Consider the following 23147-nt stretch of genomic DNA (forward strand, 5'->3'; position numbering starts at 1 on the left):
AACAAAACAAAATAGAACGATTGTTTTTGTTGCATTAGGGAAATAAACCAATTAATATGTACAATTTACTAAAAGGAAAAAGAGGAATTATTTTTGGAGCATTAGATGAAAACTCAATTGCTTGGAAAACAGCTGAACGTGTTCATGAAGAAGGCGGAACTTTTGTTTTAACAAACGCACCAGTTGCCATGAGAATGGGACAAATTAATGAATTGGCTGAAAAAACTGGTTCTCAAATTATTCCTGCAGATGCAACTTCGGAAGAAGATTTACAGAATTTAGTGGAGCAATCTATGGAAATTCTTGGAGGTAAAATTGATTTTGTTTTACACTCTATTGGTATGTCTATTAACGTGCGTAAAGGAAAGCACTACACCGATCAAAATTATGCTTGGACTCAAAAAGGAACTGATGTTTCTGCAATGTCCTTCCATAAAGTTATGCAAACACTTTACAAAGCAGATGCTATGAATGAGTGGGGCTCAATTGTGGCTTTAACTTATATGGCTGCGCAACGTGTGTTTCCTGATTATAACGATATGGCTGATAATAAAGCGTATTTAGAAAGTGTAGCTCGTAGTTTTGGTTATTTCTTTGGAAGAGATAAAAAAGTACGTGTAAACACTATTTCTCAATCGCCAACACCAACTACTGCAGGTAGCGGTGTAAAAGGTTTTGATGGTTTTATTGCTTATGCCGATAAAATGTCGCCACTTGGTAATGCTACAGCTTTAGATTGTGCAAACTATACCGTATCTATGTTTAGTGATTTAACTAAGCGTGTAACATTACAGAATTTATTCCATGATGGAGGTTTTAGTAACATGGGGGTTAGTGACGAAGTTATGAGTGCTTTTGTAGATGCTCAAGAAAAATAGAAAATAAAGATTTTATATTATGAAAGCCACCTATAAAAGGGTGGCTTTTTTATTACTTTTGTGTTATGCAGTTAGAGTTTTCATTCATAATCCCGGTTTTTAATCGACCAGACGAAACCCAAGAACTTTTAGAGAGTTTTGTGGGGTTAAAAACCGATACTAATTTTGAAATTGTTATTGTTGAAGACGGTTCAACTTTATCATCCAAATTTATAGTAGATGCTTTTAAAAATAAGTTAGATATTTCTTATTATTATAAAGAAAATTCGGGGCCAGGTGATTCTCGTAACTACGGTATGCAGCGGGCAAAAGGTAATTACTTCATTATTTTAGATTCCGATTGTATTTTACCTCAGCAATATTTATCTGAAGTTGAAAAAGGCTTGGATTTTAATTATGTGGATTGTTTTGGTGGGCCAGATGCCGCACACCAATCATTTACTAATTTACAGAAAGCAATTAATTTCTCAATGACGTCTTTTATTACCACAGGAGGTATAAGAGGGAATAAAAACAGTGTAGATACCTTTCAGCCAAGAAGTTTTAATATGGGGCTTTCTAAAATAGCGTTCCAAGCCTCTTCTGGTTTTGGGCGTATACATCCTGGTGAAGACCCTGATCTGTCTATTCGTTTATGGAATTTAGGGTTTAAAACAGCTTTAATTCCCGAGGCTTTTGTTTATCATAAACGACGTATTTCTTGGAGTAACTTTTATAAACAAGTTAATAAGTTTGGTACGGTAAGGCCTATTTTAAATAACTGGCATCCTTCAACTAAAAAAATAACATATTGGTTTCCTACGTTGTTTTGTTTAGGCTTTTTGTTTGCTGTTTTATTACTGCTTTTTAATATTAATTTTGGCTTAATGGCTTATTCATTATATTTTGGAGTTGCCTTTTTATTAGCTTTAATTTCTACCAAAAATATCGTGGTTTCTATTTTGGCAATACCAGCAATAATTATTCAATTTTTCGGTTATGGTTATGGGTTTTTGAAATCGACAATAGCTGTATCAGTTTTAAATAAGGATCCTGAAAATCACTTTCCTAAATTATTTTTTAAATCGAAATGATAAAAAAATTAAAGTCTCATTTATTATCTTCTATTAAAAGTAAAAAAATAAATATTTTTATACTCTTTCTGGTGTCGGCTTTTATTATCTTGATATTTAATAAATTATCTAAAGAGTATACAAATACTTTGGTGTTTAGTATAGATAAAGAACATGTGCCTTTAGAACATGTAATACTAAACGATAGTAATAATGTTTTGGCAATTACTTTAAAAACGCATGGTTTTAAATGGTTGAATTATTACATGAGTACACCTAAAGTTAAAATTGATTTTGCTAAAGATGTGTACAGAAAAGATTCGGCTTATGTTTGGCATAAATCCATTAAATATCTAGCAAATACACAATTTGAAAATCAAGTAGAGTTGTTAAACATATCACCAGATACGCTTTATTTTAAGTATGGGGTAAACTTGGTTAAAAAGGTGCCTATTAAGTTAAAATCGAACGTGAGTTTTTCTTTAGGTTACGACGTTTCAGGAGATTATGAAATGCAACCAGATTCGGTAACTGTAATTGGGCCTGATGTTATAGTTTCAAAACTTAAATTTATTGAAACAAAACCCGTAAACCTAATAGATATAAAAACCGATATTACTAAAAGTTTAGAATTAGACCTTCCTAATGTGGCAGATTTAAAATTTCTAACGAAAACATCTACTTTAAAAGCAACCGTTGAAAAGTTTACGGAAGGGAAGTTAAAAGTTCCTGTTCATGTCATTAATATACCAGATTCTTTAAGAATAAAATATTTCCCTAAAGAAATTAATGTATCTTATTACGTGAGTTTAAAAAACTTTAATAGTGTTACTGTAAAGGATTTTAAAGTGGTTTGCGATTATAGTAAAGTGACCAAAGGCTCGACCTTAACACCAGAGTTGGTTAAAATACCAAAGCAGGTTAAGAACGCAAGAATAAATCAACAATTAATAGAATTTATTATAACAAAATGATTGTAGTTGGACTTACAGGCGGTATTGGTAGTGGGAAAACAACCGTTGCAAAAATGTTTTCAGCTTTAGATGTACCCGTATACATTGCAGATTTGGAGGCTAAAAAACTGATGCGTAAATCTAAAATTATTAAACGTAAACTCATTTCACTATTTGGTGAAGAAGCTTATTTTGGTAACGATTTAAATAAGCCATTTATTGCTAGTATTATTTTTAACGATAAAAATATGCTAAACCAAATGAACGGCATTATACACCCCAGAGTAGCTAGGCATTTTGAAAAATGGATAGTAAAGCAAAATGCGCCGTATGTTATAAAAGAAGTGGCTATTTTGTTTGAAAATGGTGGAGATAAACTATGTGATTATGTTATTGCTGTAACCGCTCCTGAAGCTACTAGAATAGAACGCGTTTTACATCGAGACAACACAACCAAAGAGAAGGTTAAAGCTATTATGGATAACCAATGGAGCGATTCCGAAAAGGTTAAGCGCTCTCATTATATTATAGAAAATGTAGACCTAGATAAAACTAAAAAACAGGTAGCTTCTGTACACGCTCAAATTCTTAAAAAAATACAGAAATCATAGAATTTTAACATTTTTGTTAATGTAAGGTTAAAAGCTATTTTAGTAAATGTTAAAATGTTAATTTTGAATAATGAGCAAACGCATAATTTTTGTTTTAATTCTGTTAATGAGTTTATCTTTAATAGGGATAATCTCCATTCAGGCTTACTATATTAACAACTCGGTTAAGAACGAAAAGGAGCGTTTTAGAAGTAGTGTAAAAACGGCTCTTTATTATGTTTCTAACACTATTGAAACGAAGGAAGAGGCAGAGTATGTTTACAAACTTCAGAATTTAGTTTTACAAGGGGTATCGGTAGATACGGCAGCAATTCGAAACTTAAATATTATTCAGGAAGACTCCGATTCTAAAGAAATTGTGGTTTATAGCAGTGGTATTTTAGAAGAAAATTATAAGTTGAGTTCACCACTTTTTGATATGGGTTTAGACACTATAAATGTAAAACGCATTTATAATGAGCGCCAAACAAGAGTGTATAGTAATAAAGAGTCGGATTTTGATATAAGTTCGAATGATAAATTATTGGTTTTAGAAAAAATGTCTACAACCGATAAAATTTTATTTGAAGATCTTTATAAAGACATTGCCCAAAGGCGACCAATTCATCAAAGAGTTTCTAGAGAAACTATAAAAGAAATGCTTGCTCGAAAGCTGGAGGAAGATTCAATTAACATTAATTTTGAATTTGCTATTTATAGTAACGATTTGGCAACAAAAATACAGAGTGAATCTTTTGAGTATGATAAGGCTTCAACGTATGCTGTTCCAATTTTCTCTAATATGAATACGGGAAGTCCGTACAAACTATTAGTAAACTTTCCGGAAGATGGTAAGTTTATTTTATCGACTATTATTGGCATGATTTTGCTGTCTATTGTATTTACGTTAATCATTATTATGGCGTATACAGGAGCTCTTTATCAGTTAATGAAACAGCGTAAAATTTCGGAAATAAAAACCGATTTTATAAATAATATGACGCATGAGTTTAAAACGCCTATTGCGACTATAAATTTAGCTTTAGATTCTATTAAGAATCCTAAAATTATTGGTGATCAAGAGAAGGTAATTCGTTACCTAAATATGATTAAAGAAGAGAATAAACGTATGCATGCACAAGTAGAAAATGTGTTGCGTATTTCTAAGCTTGAGAAAAATGAGCTTAATATTAGTAAAGAACGTGTAGATTTTCATGAGTTAATAGAAGATGCTATAACGCATGTAGAACTTATAGTGGAAGATAGGCAAGGTTACATACATACCCACCTTGATGCCGAAAGCACATCGGTTTTAGCAAATGAAACACACTTTACAAATGTGGTGGTAAATATTTTGGATAACGCCATTAAGTATTCGCCAGAAGCCCCAAGAATAGATGTGTATACGGAAACTGTTGGTACCAATATTATATTGAAAATAAAAGATCAAGGTAGCGGAATGAGTAAAGCTGCTGTAAAGCGTGTGTTCGAGAAATTTTATAGAGAACATACTGGAAATATACATAATGTTAAAGGCCATGGATTGGGATTAGCATACGTGAAACGCATAGTAGATGACCATCAAGGTTATATAACAGTAGAAAGTGAAAAAGACAAAGGAAGTACCTTTACAGTAAGGCTTCCGTTAATATCGTAAATTATGGAAGAGCATAAAAAAAGAATTTTATTAGTAGAAGATGATCCAAATTTTGGAACCGTACTCAAGGATTATTTAATGATGAATGATTATGACGTAACCCATGCCAAAAATGGTATGGAAGGTTTTGAAAAATTTAAAAAGGATGATTTCGATTTATGTATTTTAGACGTTATGATGCCGTATAAAGATGGCTTTACTTTAGCTAAAGAAATACGCGAAAAAAATACCGATGTGCCTATTGTTTTCCTTACGGCTAAAACTATGAAGGAAGATGTGCTTAAAGGTTATAAGGTAGGAGCAGACGACTATTTAAACAAGCCGTTTGATAGTGAAGTACTACTAATGAAAATTAAAGCTATAATTCAAAGAAAAGCGACCGAAACAGTTTCTGATAGTAAACAATTTGAGTTTAAAATTGGTGGTTTCGATTTGAATTCTAAACTTCGTTTTTTAAGTTATAACGGAGCAGAACCTGTTAAGTTATCACCTAAAGAAAATGAATTGTTACGTTTATTAGCATTGCATGAAAATGATTTAATGCCGCGTGAATTGGCACTTACAAAAATATGGAGAGACGATAATTATTTTACGTCTAGAAGTATGGATGTTTATATCGCGAAACTGCGTAAATATTTAAAACTAGATCCAAAAGTAGAAATACTAAACATACATGGGGAAGGCTTTAGATTAGTAGTGAACAGTTAATAAAGCAATTAATATATAACAAACAATAACCTGTCTAGTTTTTTGAAGCTAGACAGGTTATTGTTGTTTAGAGAATAATGGTACACTTAGATAAACGTAAATATGAAAAAAGTTTCCAGACTTTATTAGTACTTTAGATGTCAGCTTTAACGTTTGCTTTTGATTGAGATGAATTAATCTAGGAATAGAATTCTATTGATCAAAATATATTTTTGAAAGAAAAATTATTTCTAAAGTTGACGTAAAAGATAGTTTTTTCATAATGTTACTTTCAAAAAATAATCCGGCATACATTAGGGGTACCTCCCTTAATATCGATTTAAAAACTAGTATATGGAGCTATAATTTATAGCAATAATACTTAGTTTGTAACTTAATCAAGGGGTGTTAGCCTTTTGAAAGATTTTATTTTTATCAGAAATGTATCATGTGTAAAGTTACAAATATTCATAAATAAATAGTAAATAATACCGAATACATCTATTTAATTTCAACAAAAAAGCCAGACTAAAATGTTTTAGTTTGGCTTTTATTATCAGTTTTTATAAAGGCTTATATGTGTTATTACTTTAATTAGGGTACTGTTACAGTTTGGCAACTAAACTGTTCTTCTGGACAAGCATCTGTAATTAGACCATAGCACACTTCGTAAGTTCCTGGCTCTAGTGAAACGAAAAAGTTTCCTTGATCCCAAGCTTCACCCCAAGCTGTAGCTTTGTATTCGTTATCTAAATAATATTTTAAAATATAACCATCTTTGATGCTTGTACCGTTTAATAACTCAAAATCGGGTTTTACTTGGTAATAACCCTCAGAAAATAGCGAAATGGTAAAATCTGGGTTAAAGCAATCTTCAACCTCCACAGTTTCACAACTGCTTCTCGTTTCGGAGCAGTCGTTAGTTGTTAGTTCAAAACAAACTTCGTGGCTACCAGGATTCAATGTGGTTACAAAGGTACCTTCGTCCCATGCATCACCTAAGGCTTCATATTTGAATTCACCATCAACATAAAACTTTAAAACATAACCTTCTTTAATTTCGGTGCCATCTAAGATGTCGAATTCTGGATAAAATTCATAAGTGGTTCCTGAGATGTGTTCTGTAGTGAAGTTTGGTTTAAAACAGTCATCCGATGTATCATCATCTTCACAAGACGTAAATGTTATACAGGCGAGTAAAGTAATGAATAATGTGCTTTTAAGGAGTGATAATGTAAGTTTCATAATAATTATGCTATGGTTGGTTATTTCATCAATTAAAGTTTTTTTTGCAAAACCTTATGCACAAATGTACATTTAAATGACTAAAATTTTTATTCTAAAAAGTTGTTTTTTCTTTCAAAAAGAATGGTGAAGCCCGTTTTTACAAATGCTCTAAATATTTTTATTTTAATCTATGGATATAATTAAAAATTAACAATTAAGTTATCGATTTTGGAACAAAAAAAACTCTTCATTATGAAGAGTTTTTGGATGTTAAATATTTTATTTGAAATAGGTTATAGATTCAATGTTATATTCTGGCAGATAACCATTCTTTTAATTCGTAAAAATTTTGAGGAGCAACGCCGTGCCCAACAGGAAATTCAGAATACTTATGTTTTATATTTAATTTACTTAAATAAGGTGCGTTTTGTCTTGCCCAATCTACAGGTATTACTTGGTCTACACTACCATGAGAACAGTAAAAGTCTAAATGGGCATAATCTTCTTTTTGAATTGGTTTTGGAAAGATATCAGGATTTACATAGCCACTAAGTGCCACAATATTTTTAATTTTTTCAGGATAAGTAAGCGCAACAGCATAGCTTAAAATACAGCCTTGGCTAAATCCTAAAAGGGATACATTGTCTTTATTTACTGGGTAAGCTTCAATAGCTTCATCTATAAACTTTGCAATCAAGTCGCGTGATAAAATCGCTTGTTCGTTATCACTCCATTTTCCTTTTTCAGCATCAAAATTAATGGCATACCAGGCGTTTCCATGAGGTTGCATAGGATAAGGCGCTTTAACTGAAATAATAAAAAGCTCTTCTGGTAATTCATTGGCGAATGAGAACAAATCGTTTTCATCACTGCCATAACCATGGAGTAAAATAAGTAAAGGCGCATTTTCTGCTAATGTTGATTTACGCGTAATATGTTCTAAAGCGAGTGATGTATTCATGATTGTTGAGATGTTAGTCCTTTGGGAGTTCAGTTTTATTATTTACCAAGATTAGCAAACATTTTTTGATACAAGGCTCCAACCAATGGTATAGGTTGTGCTTTTTTACCAATGGCATTTCCAAATCCAAAAACGAAAAGTACGGCAAAAAAGATGTAGAAGCCCATAGAAACCAACCAACTATCAAAACTACCAACAATGTAACCCAAAGCAAAAAAGGTAAGCCACAGCCCTAAAGATTGCCTAATATGAAAGCTAGCGAAGTTACTTCTATTTTCGTTGTTTAAATAGAATGCGATTATGGTTCCAAATATGGTTAAATAGCTAATTATAGCGTTTTTGCGCCCTATTTCAATATCTTGTGCTGTCATTTAAATTATGAGTTTATAGAAACTTTATTGTTAGCAATAATACCATAAACTTTACCTTTTAAGGCTTCACCTTCAAAAATGGCGTTTTTAGATTTTGATATCATGTTGTTTTTAGAAAAGGTGTATTTAGTATCTGGATTAAACAATGATAAATCGGCTTTATTACCAACATTTATAGGTGTGTTTTCTATGCCAAACCTACTTTTTCCTTTGGTTAAAATATCAATAGATTTTTTTAAGGTGAATAGAGTTTGAAGTCCTCCAAAAGCAGATTCTAAACCAATAGTGCCGTATTTAGCATGGTCGAATTCAATTTTTTTATGTTCCACATCTATGGGGTTGTGGTCACTAGTTACCATATCGATTGTACCGTCTTTAATGCCTTCAATTAAAGCATCAACATCACTTTGCATGCGTAGTGGAGGTAAAACTTTATAATGTGTATTGAAGTCGTTTAATATATTATCTGTAAAATATAAATTGTGAATAGCTACGCTACAGGTAATATTTAATTTTTTTTGTTTAGCTTCTCTTATTAAAGCTACCGATTTTGCAGTTGAAATGGTTGGTATATGTAATTTTCCGCCTGCGTACTCTAATAAAAATATATCGCGAGCTATTTGTAGTTCTTCTGCAATAGCTGGTATACCTTTTAGTCCAAGCGTGGTACTTGTAATATTTTCGTTCATTACACCGTGTCCCGCAATTTTATTTTCTTGCGGAAAAGCACAAATTAATCCATCAAAATTACTTGCGTATTGTAGAGCAATTTTCATTAAATTAGGGTTAGAGATTGGCTTTTTATAATCGTAAAAGGCAACGGCTCCAGCAGATTTCATGTCAAATAATTCTGCTAAATCTTCACCTTTACTTCCAACAGTTAATGCTCCAATTGGTAATAAACTTACGGCATGGTTTTGCGCTTTAGCATTTACAAATGTAATATTAGAGTTAGAGTCTATTACCGGGTTGCTATTCGCATTCATAGCTACTGCAGTAAAACCAGATGCAGCGGCTGTTTTTAATCCATTTTCTATGGTATCACGTTCTTCAAAACCAGGCTCGCCAAAACTCACACTACTATCAAACCAACCTTGAGAAATATGTAAATTATCAAGCTGAATTTCTTGATAGTTGTTCGTGTTTTTAATGGATTTTGAAATGGAAGTAATCAGGCCATTTTCAATTAATATATCCTGAGTACTGTTATGAAACTCGCTTTTAGAATCTATTATCGTGGCCGATTTGATAAGTATGTTCATTTAAAATATTTTAATATGCACATTTCAGTAAGTAAAAACGCTAGTGCAAAAATAACAAACCATTTCCATAGCGCATTAACTTTTGAGTCACTTTTTATAGTGTCGAAAACTTTAGCAACCGAGTTGCTCAGGTTTATATTTTCTACGGTAGATAAGTTAGCGTAAACTAGGTTACTTTCCGATCTATCGTAATTATAACTTACGTTTTTAATAATATCTGTTTTGTTTTTTATGTTGTAAATACTAGCTCTATTCGGTGTCTCGGAGGTTTTTATGAGTACTTTATTGTTAAAAAGTTGTTGCTCAGGAATTATATGTTCGGTGTCACTGGCAAGCGATAGTACGGCATCCTGTTGTAATTGTGTGTTTACTTCAAAACTATTGTTTTTTCCGACGTTGTAATAGAGTTCAGGAATTTTGAAACTAAACTTACCAATATTGTAAAGTGTTGGTACAATTAACGGTGAATTTTTAAAGTTAGAATGTTCCTTATTTAGAGCAGCAGTAAATACAAAAGTGCTTTTGTTTTGAAATAAAAACGGAGTGCCATCTTCATATTTTAGAACGGAAGATAGGCTTGCAGAATTTATATTATAAAATCCCTTAACTTTTGGATATTGAAAATTATTAACCTGCTTCTCAAATACCCCATTGTTAAATAAAGGATGCGCGTAATTGATAGTCGTGATGCGTTTTTCTATCTTATTAAACTCTTTAAAAGTAGATTGAACACCTTGAAGTAAATCGTTGTAAGAGTCTATAGTAATATTGCTCGAAGGAATAATAACAAGTGTTCCACCTTGGCTAGTAAATTGTTTTAATACAGCAATTAATGCATTTGGTATAGTATTAAGTTCGTTTAAAACGACTAAGTTTTGCGACTCTAAGGTGTTGTAGTTCAATTGGTTTAAAGCATATGCTGTATAGTTAAATTCACCAGATGTATAAATACGTTTTAAAAAATCATCGTCAGCTTCGTTAATAGTTAAAACATTAACTTTTTCTGTATTATTAATATTAAAAAACAAACTATTATCAAACTGCAAGCTCGCATCATCGATAGTTATTTTACCATTTATTATTTTATTTGTTGGTAGAGTAAACATTGTGCTCGCTTCTTTATCGATGCTTACTGATGTTTTTGCTATTAGCGTATCGTTATTAAAAATTGAAACAGGTAGGTTGTCTAAAGATTTTCCGGTGTTTTTTAGAAGAACACTTAATTCAATTTCCGATGCTGTTTTATTCGAAATAAAAGCACTATCAATAGCAATGTTCTCATTGTTAACTGGTTTAAGTTGAACAAAATAATTGGTTTTCAAAGAGTCTTTTTTAATTGAAAAACTGTTGTTACTATCTTGGAAATCTGATATATAGATTAAATTTTTTAAACTGTTTTTTTGTTTACTAAAAAAGGTGTTACTCTTTAATAAGGCGGCTTGTGAAGTTAGGGGCGTAGCGGCATAACCAAGTTGTAGTAAATCGTTTTTTATGCTTTTAATGTTAACGTCTTTGAAAACTAAATTGTTGGTTAAAAGCGTTATATTTTCGTTTTCAGGAACATGTTCTATAACATCTTGTACGGCACGTTTTAAAAGCTCACCTTGACTACCTTTGGCTTGCATACTGAACGAATTGTCTAAATATATTACTGTTTCTTTTTTCGATTTAAAAGCATTTGTTTTTGCCGTAAAAGGTTGCGCAAAAGCTAATACAATGCAGGCTAAAAGTAATAATCGCGTACAGAGAATAAGCCATTTTTTAATTTGCGCACTTTTTCGTGCTTGCAGCTTGGCTTCTTTTAAAAAAGCAACGTTCGTAAAATTTACTTTTTCAAATTTACGTAATTGAAATAAGTGAACAATTACAGGGATAAGCAGTAAAAATAAGGCGTAAAGAAGTTCGGGGTGTTTAAACTGCATGTTTTTTTATAATTATACAAATATAGAGAATGAAAAAAAAAATGTCGCGAATTCACAATATTTTTTATCGAATTAGATACTAAAAATGCTTTTAACAGAAAAAAACGTAATCTGTAATTGGTTTTAAGTTTAAGCCATTCATATACTCTAAAATCTCTTTTTGTTCTGTTTTGTTTGCAACGGTAATAATGCTTTGTGCTTGGGCAACTTCAGATAAATAATTAAATGGTTTAAGGATTACTCCATAGATGTCGCGACCAATTTTATTAGGGTTATCGCAAATCCACTCAAACGCCATGTTTTTTTCAATCAGTTTTTTAGCAATGTTTTTTCCTTTTTTTCCAGCACCCCAAATTACTAAGATTTTTTCAGGGTTGTAATCGAGTTCTAAAAAATACTTCAGCTTAATATCTATAAAATGATTTTCGGCATAATGCACGTGTGTACGGGAAGTTCGGGTGTTATAATCCCGCCAATTATGCAAAACTTCATTACACGGTATACATTTAAACTCGTGCTTGTAAAACCTAAAAGCTAAATCGTAATCTTCAGGATATAAGTTAGGGTTAAAGGCATCACAGGCAATAAAATCGCTTCGGTAAACCATCCAACAAGGTGATGGAATTACACACTCTTTATAAATTTCGGTAAAATTAGCACCTGTTTTAGTTAAGCCATTCAACCACAATTCATAACTTTTATAACCGTCTTTTATGCCGTCTTCAGCAAAATAATTAACCAATCCAAGAGCTACATGTTGTTTGCCGTAAGCCATTAAGTTGTTAGCCAAAACTTCTATTTTATTTGGTTGCATAATATCATCGCTGTCCATGCGGGTTATAAGTTCTCCGGTACTTTTAGAAAAAGCCAATTGCAATGCATTAATAATTCCGTTTCCTATATTCTTATAAAGTTGTATCCTTGCATCTTTAAGCGCAAAAGAATTTACAATTTCAAAACTATTATCCGTAGAGCCATCGTCTATAATGAGCAATTCCCAATTGGTATAACTCTGGTTTATAATAGATGTTAGGCACGGTTTTAAATACGTTCCGGTGTTTTTAAATGGAATTAGAATACTGACTAATGGTTTTTGCATGTTGCGAATTTAACAAAACCTTAGGAGAATAATATGCAACATAATGGTAATTTCGATGTCAATTATTTATCCTTAAGTAGGCTGTAAGAATCTGCTAAAAGTTCTATGCGTTTCTTTAAAATAGAGTAATTATATAACGAGGTTGTGCCAGACCAAATTCATGCACAGCCATTAATTAAATTAAAAGTAAAATATGAATACCAAGTTCCTTTCCGCATCTGTTATGATGGGGCTTTTATTAGCAAGTTGTAGTTCAACAAAAAACTTAAAAAACGATTTAGCCGTAAGTACACCAATAGAAACTTCTATTAATCTAAATAATGTCGCTAACGACAAAGCTCCTATAGTTATTAATCCGGGGCGTTTTACTGTATCTAGCGTCACTTATAGATTACCACGAGTTGTACAAGGTACTTATTCGGTAAGCGATTTTGGTAAATATGTAGACGATTTTAAAGCCATTAACTATAAAGGAGAAAGCATGCCAGTAGTTAAGGTCGATGTTAATACTTGGACTATTGCTAATGCAAAACAACTAGATAAAATAACATATTTGGTAAACGATACTTTCGATATTGAAACCGAAGGCGGTATAGGTGGCGAAGAGCCATTTTCACCATCTGGAACCAATATAGAGCCAGAAAATTATGTGCTTAATTTACACGGTTTTATTGGGTATTTTGATACTTTAAAAAATAACCAATACAAGGTCGATGTTACAGGCCCGGCAGATTTTGTTCGTACGTCGGCATTACAAACTGTAGATTCTAAGACTAGCGAAGATGGTAAAAGTATAACCACTAGCTATTTTGCACCACGTTATTTCGATATTACCGATAACCCAATGATGTACGGTAAGCTAGATGTTGAAGAGTTTATGGTTGGCGATATTAAAATTGTATTAAGCGTATATTCTCCAAATAAGGTACATACCGCAGCTTCATTAAAAGAGACTATTTTTAAAATGATGCAAGCACAAAAAGTATTTTTAGGTGATATTAACTCAACACCACGTTACGATATTTATTTGTATTTATCTGATGGTGCAGACGATTCGCCAAAAGGTTTTGGAGCATTAGAGCACCACACATCTACGGTTGTAGTGTTACAAGAAGATATGGACGAAGCAACCTTAGCTAGCAGCATGACAGATGTTGTATCGCACGAGTTTTTCCATATTGTAACACCATTGAGCGTGCACTCAGAAGATGTACACTATTTCGATTACAACAACCCTACGTTTTCTAAACATTTATGGATGTATGAAGGTGTAACCGAATATTTTGCAACTTTATTTCAAGTTAGTGAAGATTTAGTATCGGAAGATGAGTTTTTTAATAAAATAATGTATAAAGTACAAGCTTCTCAAGACATGAATGATGCGATGAGCTTTACCATAATGAGTGAAAATGTACTAAAAGAACCTTACAAAGATCAATATGCAAATGTGTATCAAAAAGGAGCACTAATAGGTATGTGCATAGATATTATGTTACGTGAAGAAAGCAACGGTCAACGTGGTATTTTATCTTTAATGAAAGAACTATCCAACAAGTACGGAAAAAATAAACCGTTTGAAGATGATAAACTTATAGACGAAATTGTAAGCATGACTTACCCATCGTTACGCGACTTTTTCGACAACCACGTTATTGGAGATATTCCAATTAACTACAACCAATTTTTAAGCAAAGTAGGTTTAGAAATTACCGAAGGCAAAATAGAAACTAGCTATGTGCATAATGCTGGAACGTTGCTATTTGGCGCAAACCCGCAAAAAGGAGAAATTTTCTTTACAGAAGAAGTTGCTAAAAATAGTTTCTGGAACGAACAAGGTGTGCAACCAAACGATGTTTTAAAAGCAGTGGATGGCGAACTATTTACTATGCAAAACGCAAACGATTTATTACAAAAAATGTTTGCCTGGGTACCAGGCACCGATATTAGTATCACCTTACAACGCCAAGGGAAAGATATAGAAATCAATACAAAAACAACAAAATCTTACACAATGGGTAGTGGTATCTTCGAAAAAACAGATGCTACCGAAGCTCAAAAAGTATTACGTGAAGCTTGGTTAAAAGGATAAAAACATAACCATATAAAACTGTTATAATCGATTGATAAACTTTAAAGTTTGTCAATCGATTTTTTTTTTAGGCGTTACCCGAAAAGGGTCGGGCTTTCCGCTATATCTTTTTAAATGGCAACTTCTTATTCTATTTAGTAGGGTTGCTTACTCAGTGTTAGGTTTTAGACAATTGGTTGTTTTATTTATTTTTGTAAAAAGGATGCCGCATCAATCCCTAACGCTTAGGCAGGCCATACTATTAAGTACTTATTTCATTTTAAGATAATCTAAAAACATAAATAGAAATAGGCTAAAAACAATTACTTTATAAAGGCATTTTCTATCTTTGCAGCATGAGTGAATTTAAAGATTTTTTTGAAAGATTACAACAAAGCGTAATCGATGATGAGTTTGTAAAACTAACCTTAAGCAGACCTTTAAGAAAAAGCGAAGGCTTAGTAAATGTATATGTGCGTTTGTTTGTAGTTGATGGAAAAACAGTCTTTCAATTTAAATACCGCCATACAGAAGAGGAGTTATACAAGCAATTTTCTTTACCTGAAGCTATTGCCGAAATAGAAGAATTACTAACAAATTCCTTTAGAGGCGGAACGTTATTTACTTTAGAAGAAGACTTATTACTTGTTGTTTCTAAAAAGAAAAAGGTATCGTACAGAGAGAATGCGCCAAGTTTTAAAAATAAATTACCAGACTTACCATTAGAATCATAAGCACTGTGGTGTTTACTAGTTTATACAAAACAAAAAAGCTCAAGATTTAAATCTTGAGTTTTTTTGTTTTGTAATATGTAATCTAACTTTTTAGTACAAACTGGTTTTTAATACTCGCAACATCATTTTCTGTTACTTTTTTAGCCGATTTCTTTATTTTTTCAATAAAAATATCTGTTTCTTCTTTAGTTCCTGGAGCGCCTAAATTCTGGCCTTTAGCATTGTAAGAATCTGTAATTACATTTAAATCAGCATCTAGAATAACCCAAAATGGTAAACCTGCTTTTTCGCCGTTATATTTTTTTAATAACTCGGTAGATCCGGGGTTTTCTAAATGTTCTTTCCCTTTAGATTCTTTTACAACAACCGGAACGGTAACATAATTGGCATCAAAAAAATCTTTAGTTCCGATGGCTTTCATGTCTTTCGTCATTTTTTTACACCAGCCGCACCAAGAAGCTTCAAACTTTATAAATATAGTTTTTCCTTCTTTTGTTGCCTCAATCTGGGCTTTATTCAATAAGCTAGAGGTGCTTTCTTGAGCAGAAATAGAGGTGTTAAAAGCAAGTAAACCGGTAACAAAAAGGAATAAGGTTTTAATTTTCATGAGTAAGTTTTTAAGGTGTTATCAAATGTAAAAAATAATTTATAGTTAACTCTATTAAAATGCTAATTCCATTTTAATATCCGCGCGTTCGTAATGGTTAGTTTCTTCCAAGGGGATTTCAATAAAGCCATATTTTTTATAAACGTAAATGGCATTTTCTAGTTTGCGGTTAGAGTAAATAATAAGTTTAGGTATTTGCTTGGTCTTAGCAAAGTCAATAACATGATGCATAAGCTTTTGCCCAATTTTAAACCCACGATGTACTGGTGATACAGCCATTTTTGTTAATTCAAAATTATTCGAACCTTTCATTTTCATTAAAGCCACAGTACCCACGATAGTATTATTAAGCTTTGCAAAAAATATATGTCCGCCTTGGTCAATAATATATGCTTGGCAGTTCTTTAGTACCATCTCATCATAAGGTTCAACATAAAAAAGTGATTTAAGCCACTCAATATTTAGGCTATAAAAATCTGTTGCGTATTTTTGTTCAAAAGGAATTAATTCTACCGTCATAATTATTTATTAGTCTTTAAATAAAATAGAGCAAACTAATTTACGTTATATTTTTTTTAACAATTGCATTACATCCAAAATAATAAGTGTTGCGTATATAGAACAAATGTCGACAGCACATTAGCATTACAATTAAACTTAAATTTTAAAAACATATGGAAAATACTAATAATAGTACTGGGCTTAAAGTTGCTTTGGGAATTGCGTTGGTTTTATTTTTGGCAACTGGCTTTTACGCTATGAACCTAAATAAGAAAAGTAATGAGGTAGAGCAGGAGCTAACCGAACAAAAACGTTTAGTAATGAACGACCTTAACACTATGGCTAAACAATATGATGAAGCGATAAGTGAAAATCAAATTTCGAACAAAAATTTAATTGATGCTCGAGGTAGAATTCAAGGCTTAATAGATTCATTACAAATTTCGGAAACTAACGTTAAAAGTTTGTGGAGATACAAACAAAAATATGCGTCGTTACAAAAGGAAATGGATGTTTTATTAGCACAAAACGATTCTTTACGTGTGCAAAACTCATATTTAGCAACATCTTTAGATAGCACAAGAGTGCGATTAGAAGAGCGTACTATTTTTACAGATTCTTTATTGATACAAAATACAGCATTGGCCGAAGTGGTTAATAATGCATCTGTTTTGGGAGCTGTAGGTTTAAAAGGGTTTGGTGTTATAGAGCGTGCCTCAGGAAAATTAATCCCTACAGAACGTGCTAGCCGTACCGATAAAATTAGAGTGTGTTTTACGGTTGCTAAAAATGCTCTAGTACAAAGTGGAGATCAAGAATTGTATGTGCAAGTTATAGATCCTTTAAACCGTACATTAGGTTTGAATGAGCAAGTACAGTTTGGTGAAACTATCTTAAACTATAGTATGATTAGTAAATTTAATTACGAAAATACTAGCCTAAACGTTTGCGAGTTTGTAGCATCGGAAGGCAAAGAAAAATTTGAAAAAGGACGTTACGTAGTTAATGTTTATAACGATAAAGATTTAGTATCAAGCTCTGAGTTTAGGCTTAAATAGACTCATTAATTAACACTTAATAGCTGAAACTCAAGTTTTTTAAACTTGAGTTTTTTTTGCTTTACATAGAACTGTTATTGCATTTAAACCGATTTATTTGTCGTTTTGTCTTATATTTGAAAACTGAAATAAATAGTAAACCCCAAAAAATAATCAATGAAAACCATTAAACTAATTGCAAGTGCGTTACTGTTAACCTTTATTGTAAGCTGTGATGCGCTAGATGAATTAACTAAATTTGAAATTAATTATACGGAGTCTGTTGTAATACAATCGACTACGTTAGTCGATATTCCATTTGTTATGGAAACTCCTGAGGTAACAACTAATTCTGAGTCTACTTTTGAGAATAACAACACCAAAAAAGATTTAATAGAAGCTATTAATCTTACCGATATGGAATTGGAGTTGACCTCACCAGAGGAAGGCAATTTTAATTTTTTGAATTCTATTAATATTTATATTTCTGCAGAAGATGAAGAAGAAATTTTAATTGCATGGATAGATGAGGTTCCTGAAACAACAGACAATAGTTTACTGCTAGATACCACAAGTGAAGATTTAAAGGTTTACATTAAAAGCGATACTTATACGCTAAGAGTAGAAGCAGTAATAGATGAGTTAATTTCTGAAAACCATAATATTGATGTTAACTCTACATTTTTTGTAGATGCAAAAATATTCGGATTATAGTTTACAGTAACAAGTTTTAGCAGTATACAAAGTACTTTGCTTAAAAGAATTGGCGCTGCGAGCTATGCGCAAGGGATAGCAGTGTAAAGCCCACAGTAATCCCGATGTGAATCGGGTTTAAGAGGACTTGTAACGTATAGCCCGACCCTTTGGGGTTGCGCCCAAAATAAAGTTATTCACTAGGGTTTCTACTTATCTTTTTTTGCATTACCTTTGTTTACCAAATACGTTTGGAACACCATATGAGTCAAAAAGTTTTACTTAACGCTAAAGCCATTAACATCATTCTTCACAGATTGGCTTGCCAACTTATTGAACGACATCACGATTTTTCGAATACCGTTTTAATTGGTTTGCAACCACGAGGTGTGTTTTTAGCGAGCCGATTGGCTAAAATTTTAACCGAAGATTATAAAATTAAAGATATTAAATTGGGCCAATTGGATATTACTTTTTACCGCGACGATTTTAGACGTAGTGATAAACCGCTAGAGGCCAATGCTACTAAAATTAATTTTTTGGTTGAAGATAAAAATGTAGTTTTTGTGGACGATGTTTTATACACAGGGCGAAGTATTCGTTCGGCTTTAACAGCTATACAGTCGTTTGGCCGACCAAAAGAGATTGAACTTTTAGCACTTATAGATAGACGTTTTAGTAGACATTTACCAATACAACCGGATTATCGTGGTAGGCAAGTAGATGTTATTAATAACGAAAAAGTGAAAGTAAACTGGACGGAGCAAGATGGTGAAGATGCGGTTTATTTAATTGAAAAATAGTTTTTTTAGTGTTAAAAGAAGCTAGATAAAATACAATTTGAACAACTGGCAACTATTGGGGCCAACTGAATATTATAATCATGAGCGAATTAAGTGTAAATCACTTATTAGGTATTAAATACCTGAACAAACAGGATATTCAACTTATTTTTGAAACGGCAGACCACTTTAAGGAAGTGATAAACCGACCGATTAAAAAAGTGCCTTCGTTACGTGATATTACCATTGCTAATTTATTTTTCGAAAACTCTACCCGAACAAAATTATCGTTCGAGTTGGCAGAAAAACGTTTATCGGCCGATGTTTTAAATTTTTCTTCGGCACAGTCGTCTGTTAAAAAAGGAGAGACTTTAATTGATACGGTAAACAATATACTATCGATGAAAGTGGATATGGTAGTTATGCGCCACCCTAACCCAGGAGCAGGTGTATTTTTATCTAAGCACGTAAAAGCAAGTATTATTAATGCAGGCGATGGAGCACATGAACACCCTACACAAGCTTTGCTAGATTCGTATTCTATACGAGAGAAACTGGGTGGTGTAAAAGGTAAGAAAGTTGTTATTGTTGGCGATATTTTGCATAGTAGAGTAGCGCTGTCTAACATATTTGCATTGCAATTACAAGGTGCCGAGGTTATGGTTTGCGGACCAAAAACCTTATTACCAAAATATATTGATAAATTAGGGGTGAAGGTAGAAACCGATTTAAGAAAAGCTTTAAATTGGTGCGATGTAGCTAATATGCTACGTGTACAAAACGAACGTATGGATATTAGTTATTTTCCGTCAACAAGAGAATATACGCAACAATTTGGGGTTACTAAAGATTTGCTAAATTCGCTAGATAAAGAAATTACCATTATGCATCCCGGACCAATAAACCGTGGCGTAGAGATTACGAGCGATGTTGCCGATTCTGATCAGGCTATAATTCTAGATCAGGTTCAAAACGGTGTTGCCGTGCGTATGGCTGTAATTTATTTATTGGCATCTAAAATAAAACAATAGTTATGATTATTGATCAAAAAGAAAATACATCGATTATTACTCAGCAAAAAGCAACGAGTGTTGAATTGGTAAAAAAAATACAAGCTTTATATCCTAAATTTAAAAACAATAATATTATTGTAGCTTTAACATCTTTAGATACTATAAGTACAGAAGAGGTTGTGGAGTTTTTACAGATTTCTAAAACACATCGCGCCGCTAAGCACTCATTCGTTATTGTTTCTAGCAAAATAGATATTGACAAAGCACCAGAGGTACTTGCCATTGTACCAACCTTACAAGAAGCTCACGACCTTATTGAAATGGAGGTTATGGAACGAGATTTAGGTTTTTAATTATGGGTGAATATTCTTTAGCTCAAGTTAATATAGCTAAATGCTTAGCGCCACTTAACGACCCCATTATGCAAGGTTTTATAAATAATGTGGATAAAATGAATGCCATTGCTGATAGAAGTGAGGGCTTTGTGTGGCGTTTAAAAGATGAGGATAAGGATAAAGCTGTACTTGTTTTTAAAGATGATTCACTAATTATAAATATATCGGTTTGGGAAAGTCGAGAAACGCTTTTTAATTACACTTACAACTCCAATCATATTGAGGTTTTTAAGCGTAAAAAAGAGTGGTTTAGCAAAATTAAAATGATGCATCTTGCTTTTTGGTATGTGCCCAAAGGCTATGTGCCAACGTTTCAGGATGCTAAAGATAGATTAGATTATTTAAACGCACACGGCGAGACACCCTATGCTTTTTCATTTAAAAGTAAATTTACGGCAGCCGATGCTTTGCAATATAAAACACTAAATTAAAATTTATGAAGCTCACCATATTAGGCTGTTACAGCGCAACTCCAAGAGCTTTAACAAATACAACATCACAGGTTTTAGAAATTAACAATCATATGTTTCTAATAGATTGTGGTGAGGGCACACAAGTACATTTACGTAAGCATAAAATTAAATTCAATAGAATTAAGCATGTGTTTATTTCGCATTTACATGGCGATCACTTTTTTGGATTGGTAGGTTTAATTTCAACCTTTAGATTGTTGAAAAGAGAAGCCGATCTACATGTTTATGGTCCAAAAGGTATCAAAGAAATTGTAACACTACAAATGAAATTGGCCGATTCTTGGACTAATTATAACCTGTATTTTCATGAGTTAACGTCAAAAGAATCAGAGTTAATCTATGAAGATGATGTGGTTGAGGTACACACCATTCCGTTAGAGCATCGTATATATACTAATGGCTATTTATTTAAGGAAAAGGTAGGGGAACGTAAATTGGATGTTCACTTAGCTGAGGAAGCTAATATAAATGTAGCTTACTACAGAAAATTAAAACAAGGTTTTGATGTTGAAAATGAAGATGGTGTTTTAATTAGAAACGAAAGCGTTACTAGTGATGCCGACAAGCCTAAAAGTTATGCGTTTTGCAGTGATACGGTGTATAAGGAAGATATTGTACCTATTATTAAAAATGTAGATGTATTGTATCACGAATCGACATTTTTGGAGAAACATGCGCATTTAGGTCCAAAAACAAAACACTCAACAGCTAAAGAGGCAGCCAGAATTGCTAAACAAGCTGATGTTGGCACTTTGGTGCTCGGGCATTTTTCTACCCGCTACGGTGGCTTAGAAGATTTTAAAACCGAAGCTAAAGAAGTTTTCGATAATGTAGAACTTAGTGGAGACGGTAAGGTTTTCGATTTTAGTTAATTATAGCCTTGTAAACCATTATTCTTGTAATTTTTTTTGTTTTGTTAACCATTCAATAGCTTCGTTTATAGAAAAGCAGCGTTTTAACTTTTTTTGAGAAAAGTACTTTTCGAGCGTAGCTACTTTATAACTCGAGTTTTGGTAGGTTACAATAGCACTAGCTATCATGAAATCATATTCCGTATGAGCGCGCACCCAATTATTTGGATCTACAGAGTAATTGTTAATTCTATTTGATATAAAACCAATTTGTGCATTTTCTCCATAGAATTCTAAAATTTTACCAATTATCATATGGCATTTTTCCCAATCAAAATGTACACCTTCATTTAATTCTGAAATTACAATTTTGGTGCAAAAATAGTATTTCCCGAATGGAAGGTCTATTTCCTTATGACTCAAGCTACTAAAGTATTTGGAATCTTTAAATTGCATTTGTTGCTGTTTTTACTATTTAAATATATGAAAATTCTCACTTAATAAAAATTTATAGAATCATTTTTTTTTGTTAATTTGTATTTATGGAAAAGGATTTAAGTAGTTATAGAAAATCTTATGATAAGGGCGAATTGCTTTTAGAAGAAGTACCAGAAAACCCAATGGAACTGTTTCAAAAATGGTTTCACGAGGTTGATTTACATTTTGCTGAGGATGAAACAAATGCCATGACAGTTTCAACTTTAGGATTAGATGGTTATCCAAAAAATAGAGTAGTGCTCTTAAAGCGTTACACCTACGAAGGATTTATTTTTTATACAAATTATGAAAGCGAAAAAGGTAAAGCTATAGCGGCCAACCCAAATGTGTGCCTATCCTTTTTTTGGCATGGAGCAGAGCGACAAATAATTATAAAAGGAAGCGCAGAAAAAATCGCTGAGAATATGAGCGATGGTTATTTTGAATCTCGACCTATTGGGAGTCAGTTAGGAGCGTTAGTATCTAACCAAAGCGAAGTTATTCCAGATCGGGCTTATCTTGAGGGTAAACTCTCTCAATTAGAAAAGGAGTACCAAGGTAAACCAATTTTAAGACCTAAGTACTGGGGAGGATATATTGTAAAACCTGTTGAAATAGAATTTTGGCAAGGTCGCCCGAATAGATTACACGATAGAATTAGATATCAACTTCAAGAAGATTATAACTGGTTGATTAACCGATTATCGTCATAAAATAACGCTGAAATACACTTTTGTAGTTTTAAAACGTGTATTTCAACGATAAAAAGCATTTAAAATCGATGAAATACACGTCTTTCGTCGATTTTAACATTTCCTTAACATTTTCTTACAAGTAGGCGAATATCTTTGTTAAAC

At 32.4% G+C, this 23147-nt stretch carries 25 protein-coding genes; 16 read left to right on the top strand and 9 right to left on the bottom strand.

The genetic code is table 11. From position 1 onward, the window contains the following. Nucleotides 1–56 precede the first annotated feature (56 nt). From ACJJV4_RS08485 to ACJJV4_RS08510, 6 genes are all read left to right on the top strand, one after another. Nucleotides 57–878, top strand: coding sequence for an enoyl-ACP reductase (locus ACJJV4_RS08485; protein WP_405293387.1), 822 nt, complete (start codon nucleotides 57–59; stop codon nucleotides 876–878). 65 nt (nucleotides 879–943) lie between these two features. After that, a complete protein-coding gene (locus tag ACJJV4_RS08490; protein WP_405293389.1) occupies nucleotides 944–1951 on the top strand; it encodes a glycosyltransferase in 1008 nt (335 codons plus the stop codon). Next, nucleotides 1948–2904: a YbbR-like domain-containing protein gene (locus ACJJV4_RS08495; RefSeq protein ID WP_405293391.1), complete on the top strand. Its 957-nt coding sequence runs from the start codon at nucleotides 1948–1950 to the stop codon at nucleotides 2902–2904. The genes ACJJV4_RS08490 and ACJJV4_RS08495 overlap by 4 nt, the downstream gene beginning before the upstream one ends. Next, on the top strand, nucleotides 2901–3494 hold the full coding sequence (gene coaE / locus ACJJV4_RS08500) for a dephospho-CoA kinase (protein ID WP_405293393.1): 594 nt from the start codon (nucleotides 2901–2903) through the stop codon (nucleotides 3492–3494). Before ACJJV4_RS08495 ends, coaE begins: the two co-directional genes overlap by 4 nt. 70 nt (nucleotides 3495–3564) lie before the next feature. Continuing rightward, on the top strand, nucleotides 3565–5130 hold the full coding sequence (locus tag ACJJV4_RS08505; protein ID WP_405293395.1) for a sensor histidine kinase: 1566 nt from the start codon (nucleotides 3565–3567) through the stop codon (nucleotides 5128–5130). Between the two features lie 3 nt (nucleotides 5131–5133). After that, nucleotides 5134–5838, top strand: coding sequence for a response regulator transcription factor (locus tag ACJJV4_RS08510; protein WP_405293397.1), 705 nt, complete (start codon nucleotides 5134–5136; stop codon nucleotides 5836–5838). Between the two features lie 573 nt (nucleotides 5839–6411). Here ACJJV4_RS08510 and ACJJV4_RS08515 read toward each other — a convergent pair. The 6 genes from ACJJV4_RS08515 to ACJJV4_RS08540 all read right to left on the bottom strand — a co-directional run bounded on the left by ACJJV4_RS08515 (nucleotide 6412) and on the right by ACJJV4_RS08540 (nucleotide 12659). Beyond that, the gene (locus ACJJV4_RS08515) at nucleotides 6412–7062 is read right to left on the bottom strand and encodes a hypothetical protein (RefSeq protein WP_405293399.1); all 651 of its coding nucleotides are present in this window, start codon (nucleotides 7060–7062) and stop codon (nucleotides 6412–6414) included. Nucleotides 7063–7351: 289 nt separating this feature from the next. Next, the gene (locus tag ACJJV4_RS08520) at nucleotides 7352–8005 is read right to left on the bottom strand and encodes an alpha/beta hydrolase (protein WP_405293401.1); all 654 of its coding nucleotides are present in this window, start codon (nucleotides 8003–8005) and stop codon (nucleotides 7352–7354) included. Nucleotides 8006–8043: 38 nt separating this feature from the next. Then, complete coding sequence (locus tag ACJJV4_RS08525; RefSeq protein ID WP_405293403.1) at nucleotides 8044–8376, bottom strand: hypothetical protein; 333 nt, start codon at nucleotides 8374–8376, stop codon at nucleotides 8044–8046. A 5-nt stretch (nucleotides 8377–8381) separates the two neighbouring features. Next, a complete protein-coding gene (locus ACJJV4_RS08530) occupies nucleotides 8382–9638 on the bottom strand; it encodes a dihydroorotase (RefSeq protein ID WP_405293405.1) in 1257 nt (418 codons plus the stop codon). Further along, nucleotides 9635–11560 carry a BatA domain-containing protein gene (locus ACJJV4_RS08535; RefSeq protein ID WP_405293407.1) on the bottom strand — a complete coding sequence of 642 codons (1926 nt, stop codon included), beginning with the start codon at nucleotides 11558–11560 and terminating at the stop codon, nucleotides 9635–9637. Before ACJJV4_RS08535 ends, ACJJV4_RS08530 begins: the two co-directional genes overlap by 4 nt. A 91-nt stretch (nucleotides 11561–11651) precedes the next feature. Next, the gene (locus ACJJV4_RS08540) at nucleotides 11652–12659 is read right to left on the bottom strand and encodes a glycosyltransferase (RefSeq protein ID WP_405293409.1); all 1008 of its coding nucleotides are present in this window, start codon (nucleotides 12657–12659) and stop codon (nucleotides 11652–11654) included. A gap of 193 nt (nucleotides 12660–12852) precedes the next feature. Here ACJJV4_RS08540 and ACJJV4_RS08545 point away from each other — a divergent pair, with 193 nt between their 5' ends. Then, nucleotides 12853–14748 (top strand): peptidase M61, encoded by a 1896-nt coding sequence (locus ACJJV4_RS08545; protein WP_405293411.1) that lies wholly within the window; start codon nucleotides 12853–12855, stop codon nucleotides 14746–14748. 335 nt (nucleotides 14749–15083) lie between these two features. Beyond that, on the top strand, nucleotides 15084–15461 hold the full coding sequence (locus ACJJV4_RS08550; protein WP_405293413.1) for a hypothetical protein: 378 nt from the start codon (nucleotides 15084–15086) through the stop codon (nucleotides 15459–15461). A gap of 82 nt (nucleotides 15462–15543) precedes the next feature. Here ACJJV4_RS08550 and ACJJV4_RS08555 read toward each other — a convergent pair whose 3' ends face one another. Further along, a complete protein-coding gene (locus ACJJV4_RS08555; RefSeq protein ID WP_405293415.1) occupies nucleotides 15544–16068 on the bottom strand; it encodes a thioredoxin fold domain-containing protein in 525 nt (174 codons plus the stop codon). Nucleotides 16069–16122: 54 nt separating this feature from the next. Next, complete coding sequence (locus ACJJV4_RS08560) at nucleotides 16123–16587, bottom strand: GNAT family N-acetyltransferase (protein WP_405293417.1); 465 nt, start codon at nucleotides 16585–16587, stop codon at nucleotides 16123–16125. A 155-nt stretch (nucleotides 16588–16742) separates the two neighbouring features. On the opposite strand from ACJJV4_RS08560, the gene ACJJV4_RS08565 reads away from it, so the two are divergent. The 7 genes from ACJJV4_RS08565 to ACJJV4_RS08595 all read left to right on the top strand — a co-directional run bounded on the left by ACJJV4_RS08565 (nucleotide 16743) and on the right by ACJJV4_RS08595 (nucleotide 21834). Further along, nucleotides 16743–17627 (top strand): chromosome partitioning protein ParA, encoded by an 885-nt coding sequence (locus ACJJV4_RS08565; RefSeq protein ID WP_405293419.1) that lies wholly within the window; start codon nucleotides 16743–16745, stop codon nucleotides 17625–17627. 156 nt (nucleotides 17628–17783) lie between these two features. Continuing rightward, nucleotides 17784–18320 (top strand): hypothetical protein, encoded by a 537-nt coding sequence (locus ACJJV4_RS08570; protein ID WP_405293421.1) that lies wholly within the window; start codon nucleotides 17784–17786, stop codon nucleotides 18318–18320. Between the two features lie 242 nt (nucleotides 18321–18562). After that, the gene (gene pyrR, locus ACJJV4_RS08575) at nucleotides 18563–19102 is read left to right on the top strand and encodes a bifunctional pyr operon transcriptional regulator/uracil phosphoribosyltransferase PyrR (RefSeq protein ID WP_405293423.1); all 540 of its coding nucleotides are present in this window, start codon (nucleotides 18563–18565) and stop codon (nucleotides 19100–19102) included. A gap of 80 nt (nucleotides 19103–19182) precedes the next feature. Next, entirely contained in the window at nucleotides 19183–20112 is a 930-nt protein-coding gene (locus ACJJV4_RS08580) for an aspartate carbamoyltransferase catalytic subunit (RefSeq protein ID WP_159021004.1), read from the top strand. 2 nt (nucleotides 20113–20114) lie between these two features. Beyond that, complete coding sequence (locus tag ACJJV4_RS08585; RefSeq protein WP_405293425.1) at nucleotides 20115–20447, top strand: ribonuclease Z; 333 nt, start codon at nucleotides 20115–20117, stop codon at nucleotides 20445–20447. 2 nt (nucleotides 20448–20449) lie between these two features. Further along, entirely contained in the window at nucleotides 20450–20920 is a 471-nt protein-coding gene (locus ACJJV4_RS08590) for a DUF3291 domain-containing protein (protein ID WP_405293427.1), read from the top strand. Between the two features lie 5 nt (nucleotides 20921–20925). Continuing rightward, entirely contained in the window at nucleotides 20926–21834 is a 909-nt protein-coding gene (locus ACJJV4_RS08595) for a ribonuclease Z (RefSeq protein ID WP_405293429.1), read from the top strand. 18 nt (nucleotides 21835–21852) lie between these two features. Here the strand turns inward: ACJJV4_RS08595 and ACJJV4_RS08600 are convergent, their stop codons facing one another. After that, a complete protein-coding gene (locus tag ACJJV4_RS08600; protein WP_405293431.1) occupies nucleotides 21853–22269 on the bottom strand; it encodes a hypothetical protein in 417 nt (138 codons plus the stop codon). 86 nt (nucleotides 22270–22355) lie between these two features. On the opposite strand from ACJJV4_RS08600, the gene pdxH reads away from it, so the two are divergent. Continuing rightward, nucleotides 22356–23003, top strand: coding sequence for a pyridoxamine 5'-phosphate oxidase (gene pdxH / locus ACJJV4_RS08605; RefSeq protein WP_405293433.1), 648 nt, complete (start codon nucleotides 22356–22358; stop codon nucleotides 23001–23003). The last annotated feature ends 144 nt before the right edge of the window (nucleotides 23004–23147 follow it).

Origin of the sequence: Algibacter sp. Ld11 (assembly GCF_045066735.1) — a bacterium.
Lineage (GTDB): Bacteria > Bacteroidota > Bacteroidia > Flavobacteriales > Flavobacteriaceae > Algibacter.

Bases quoted from the DNA above. Each gene is read 5' to 3' on its own strand.
- ACJJV4_RS08555 (WP_405293415.1), bottom strand. From the start codon at position 16,068: ATGAAAATTAAAACCTTATTCCTTTTTGTTACCGGTTTACTTGCTTTT.
- ACJJV4_RS08600 (WP_405293431.1), bottom strand. From the start codon at position 22,269: ATGCAATTTAAAGATTCCAAATACTTTAGTAGCTTGAGTCATAAGGAA.
- ACJJV4_RS08505 (WP_405293395.1), top strand. From the start codon at position 3,565: ATGAGCAAACGCATAATTTTTGTTTTAATTCTGTTAATGAGTTTATCT.
- ACJJV4_RS08485 (WP_405293387.1), top strand. From the start codon at position 57: ATGTACAATTTACTAAAAGGAAAAAGAGGAATTATTTTTGGAGCATTA.
- ACJJV4_RS08510 (WP_405293397.1), top strand. From the start codon at position 5,134: ATGGAAGAGCATAAAAAAAGAATTTTATTAGTAGAAGATGATCCAAAT.
- ACJJV4_RS08525 (WP_405293403.1), bottom strand. From the start codon at position 8,376: ATGACAGCACAAGATATTGAAATAGGGCGCAAAAACGCTATAATTAGC.
- coaE (WP_405293393.1), top strand. From the start codon at position 2,901: ATGATTGTAGTTGGACTTACAGGCGGTATTGGTAGTGGGAAAACAACC.
- pdxH (WP_405293433.1), top strand. From the start codon at position 22,356: ATGGAAAAGGATTTAAGTAGTTATAGAAAATCTTATGATAAGGGCGAA.
- ACJJV4_RS08530 (WP_405293405.1), bottom strand. From the start codon at position 9,638: ATGAACATACTTATCAAATCGGCCACGATAATAGATTCTAAAAGCGAG.
- ACJJV4_RS08535 (WP_405293407.1), bottom strand. From the start codon at position 11,560: ATGCAGTTTAAACACCCCGAACTTCTTTACGCCTTATTTTTACTGCTT.
- ACJJV4_RS08565 (WP_405293419.1), top strand. From the start codon at position 16,743: ATGGAAAATACTAATAATAGTACTGGGCTTAAAGTTGCTTTGGGAATT.
- ACJJV4_RS08550 (WP_405293413.1), top strand. From the start codon at position 15,084: ATGAGTGAATTTAAAGATTTTTTTGAAAGATTACAACAAAGCGTAATC.
- ACJJV4_RS08580 (WP_159021004.1), top strand. From the start codon at position 19,183: ATGAGCGAATTAAGTGTAAATCACTTATTAGGTATTAAATACCTGAAC.
- ACJJV4_RS08560 (WP_405293417.1), bottom strand. From the start codon at position 16,587: ATGACGGTAGAATTAATTCCTTTTGAACAAAAATACGCAACAGATTTT.
- ACJJV4_RS08520 (WP_405293401.1), bottom strand. From the start codon at position 8,005: ATGAATACATCACTCGCTTTAGAACATATTACGCGTAAATCAACATTA.
- ACJJV4_RS08570 (WP_405293421.1), top strand. From the start codon at position 17,784: ATGAAAACCATTAAACTAATTGCAAGTGCGTTACTGTTAACCTTTATT.
- ACJJV4_RS08595 (WP_405293429.1), top strand. From the start codon at position 20,926: ATGAAGCTCACCATATTAGGCTGTTACAGCGCAACTCCAAGAGCTTTA.
- ACJJV4_RS08515 (WP_405293399.1), bottom strand. From the start codon at position 7,062: ATGAAACTTACATTATCACTCCTTAAAAGCACATTATTCATTACTTTA.
- ACJJV4_RS08585 (WP_405293425.1), top strand. From the start codon at position 20,115: ATGATTATTGATCAAAAAGAAAATACATCGATTATTACTCAGCAAAAA.
- ACJJV4_RS08495 (WP_405293391.1), top strand. From the start codon at position 1,948: ATGATAAAAAAATTAAAGTCTCATTTATTATCTTCTATTAAAAGTAAA.
- ACJJV4_RS08490 (WP_405293389.1), top strand. From the start codon at position 944: ATGCAGTTAGAGTTTTCATTCATAATCCCGGTTTTTAATCGACCAGAC.
- ACJJV4_RS08545 (WP_405293411.1), top strand. From the start codon at position 12,853: ATGAATACCAAGTTCCTTTCCGCATCTGTTATGATGGGGCTTTTATTA.
- ACJJV4_RS08540 (WP_405293409.1), bottom strand. From the start codon at position 12,659: ATGCAAAAACCATTAGTCAGTATTCTAATTCCATTTAAAAACACCGGA.
- pyrR (WP_405293423.1), top strand. From the start codon at position 18,563: ATGAGTCAAAAAGTTTTACTTAACGCTAAAGCCATTAACATCATTCTT.
- ACJJV4_RS08590 (WP_405293427.1), top strand. From the start codon at position 20,450: ATGGGTGAATATTCTTTAGCTCAAGTTAATATAGCTAAATGCTTAGCG.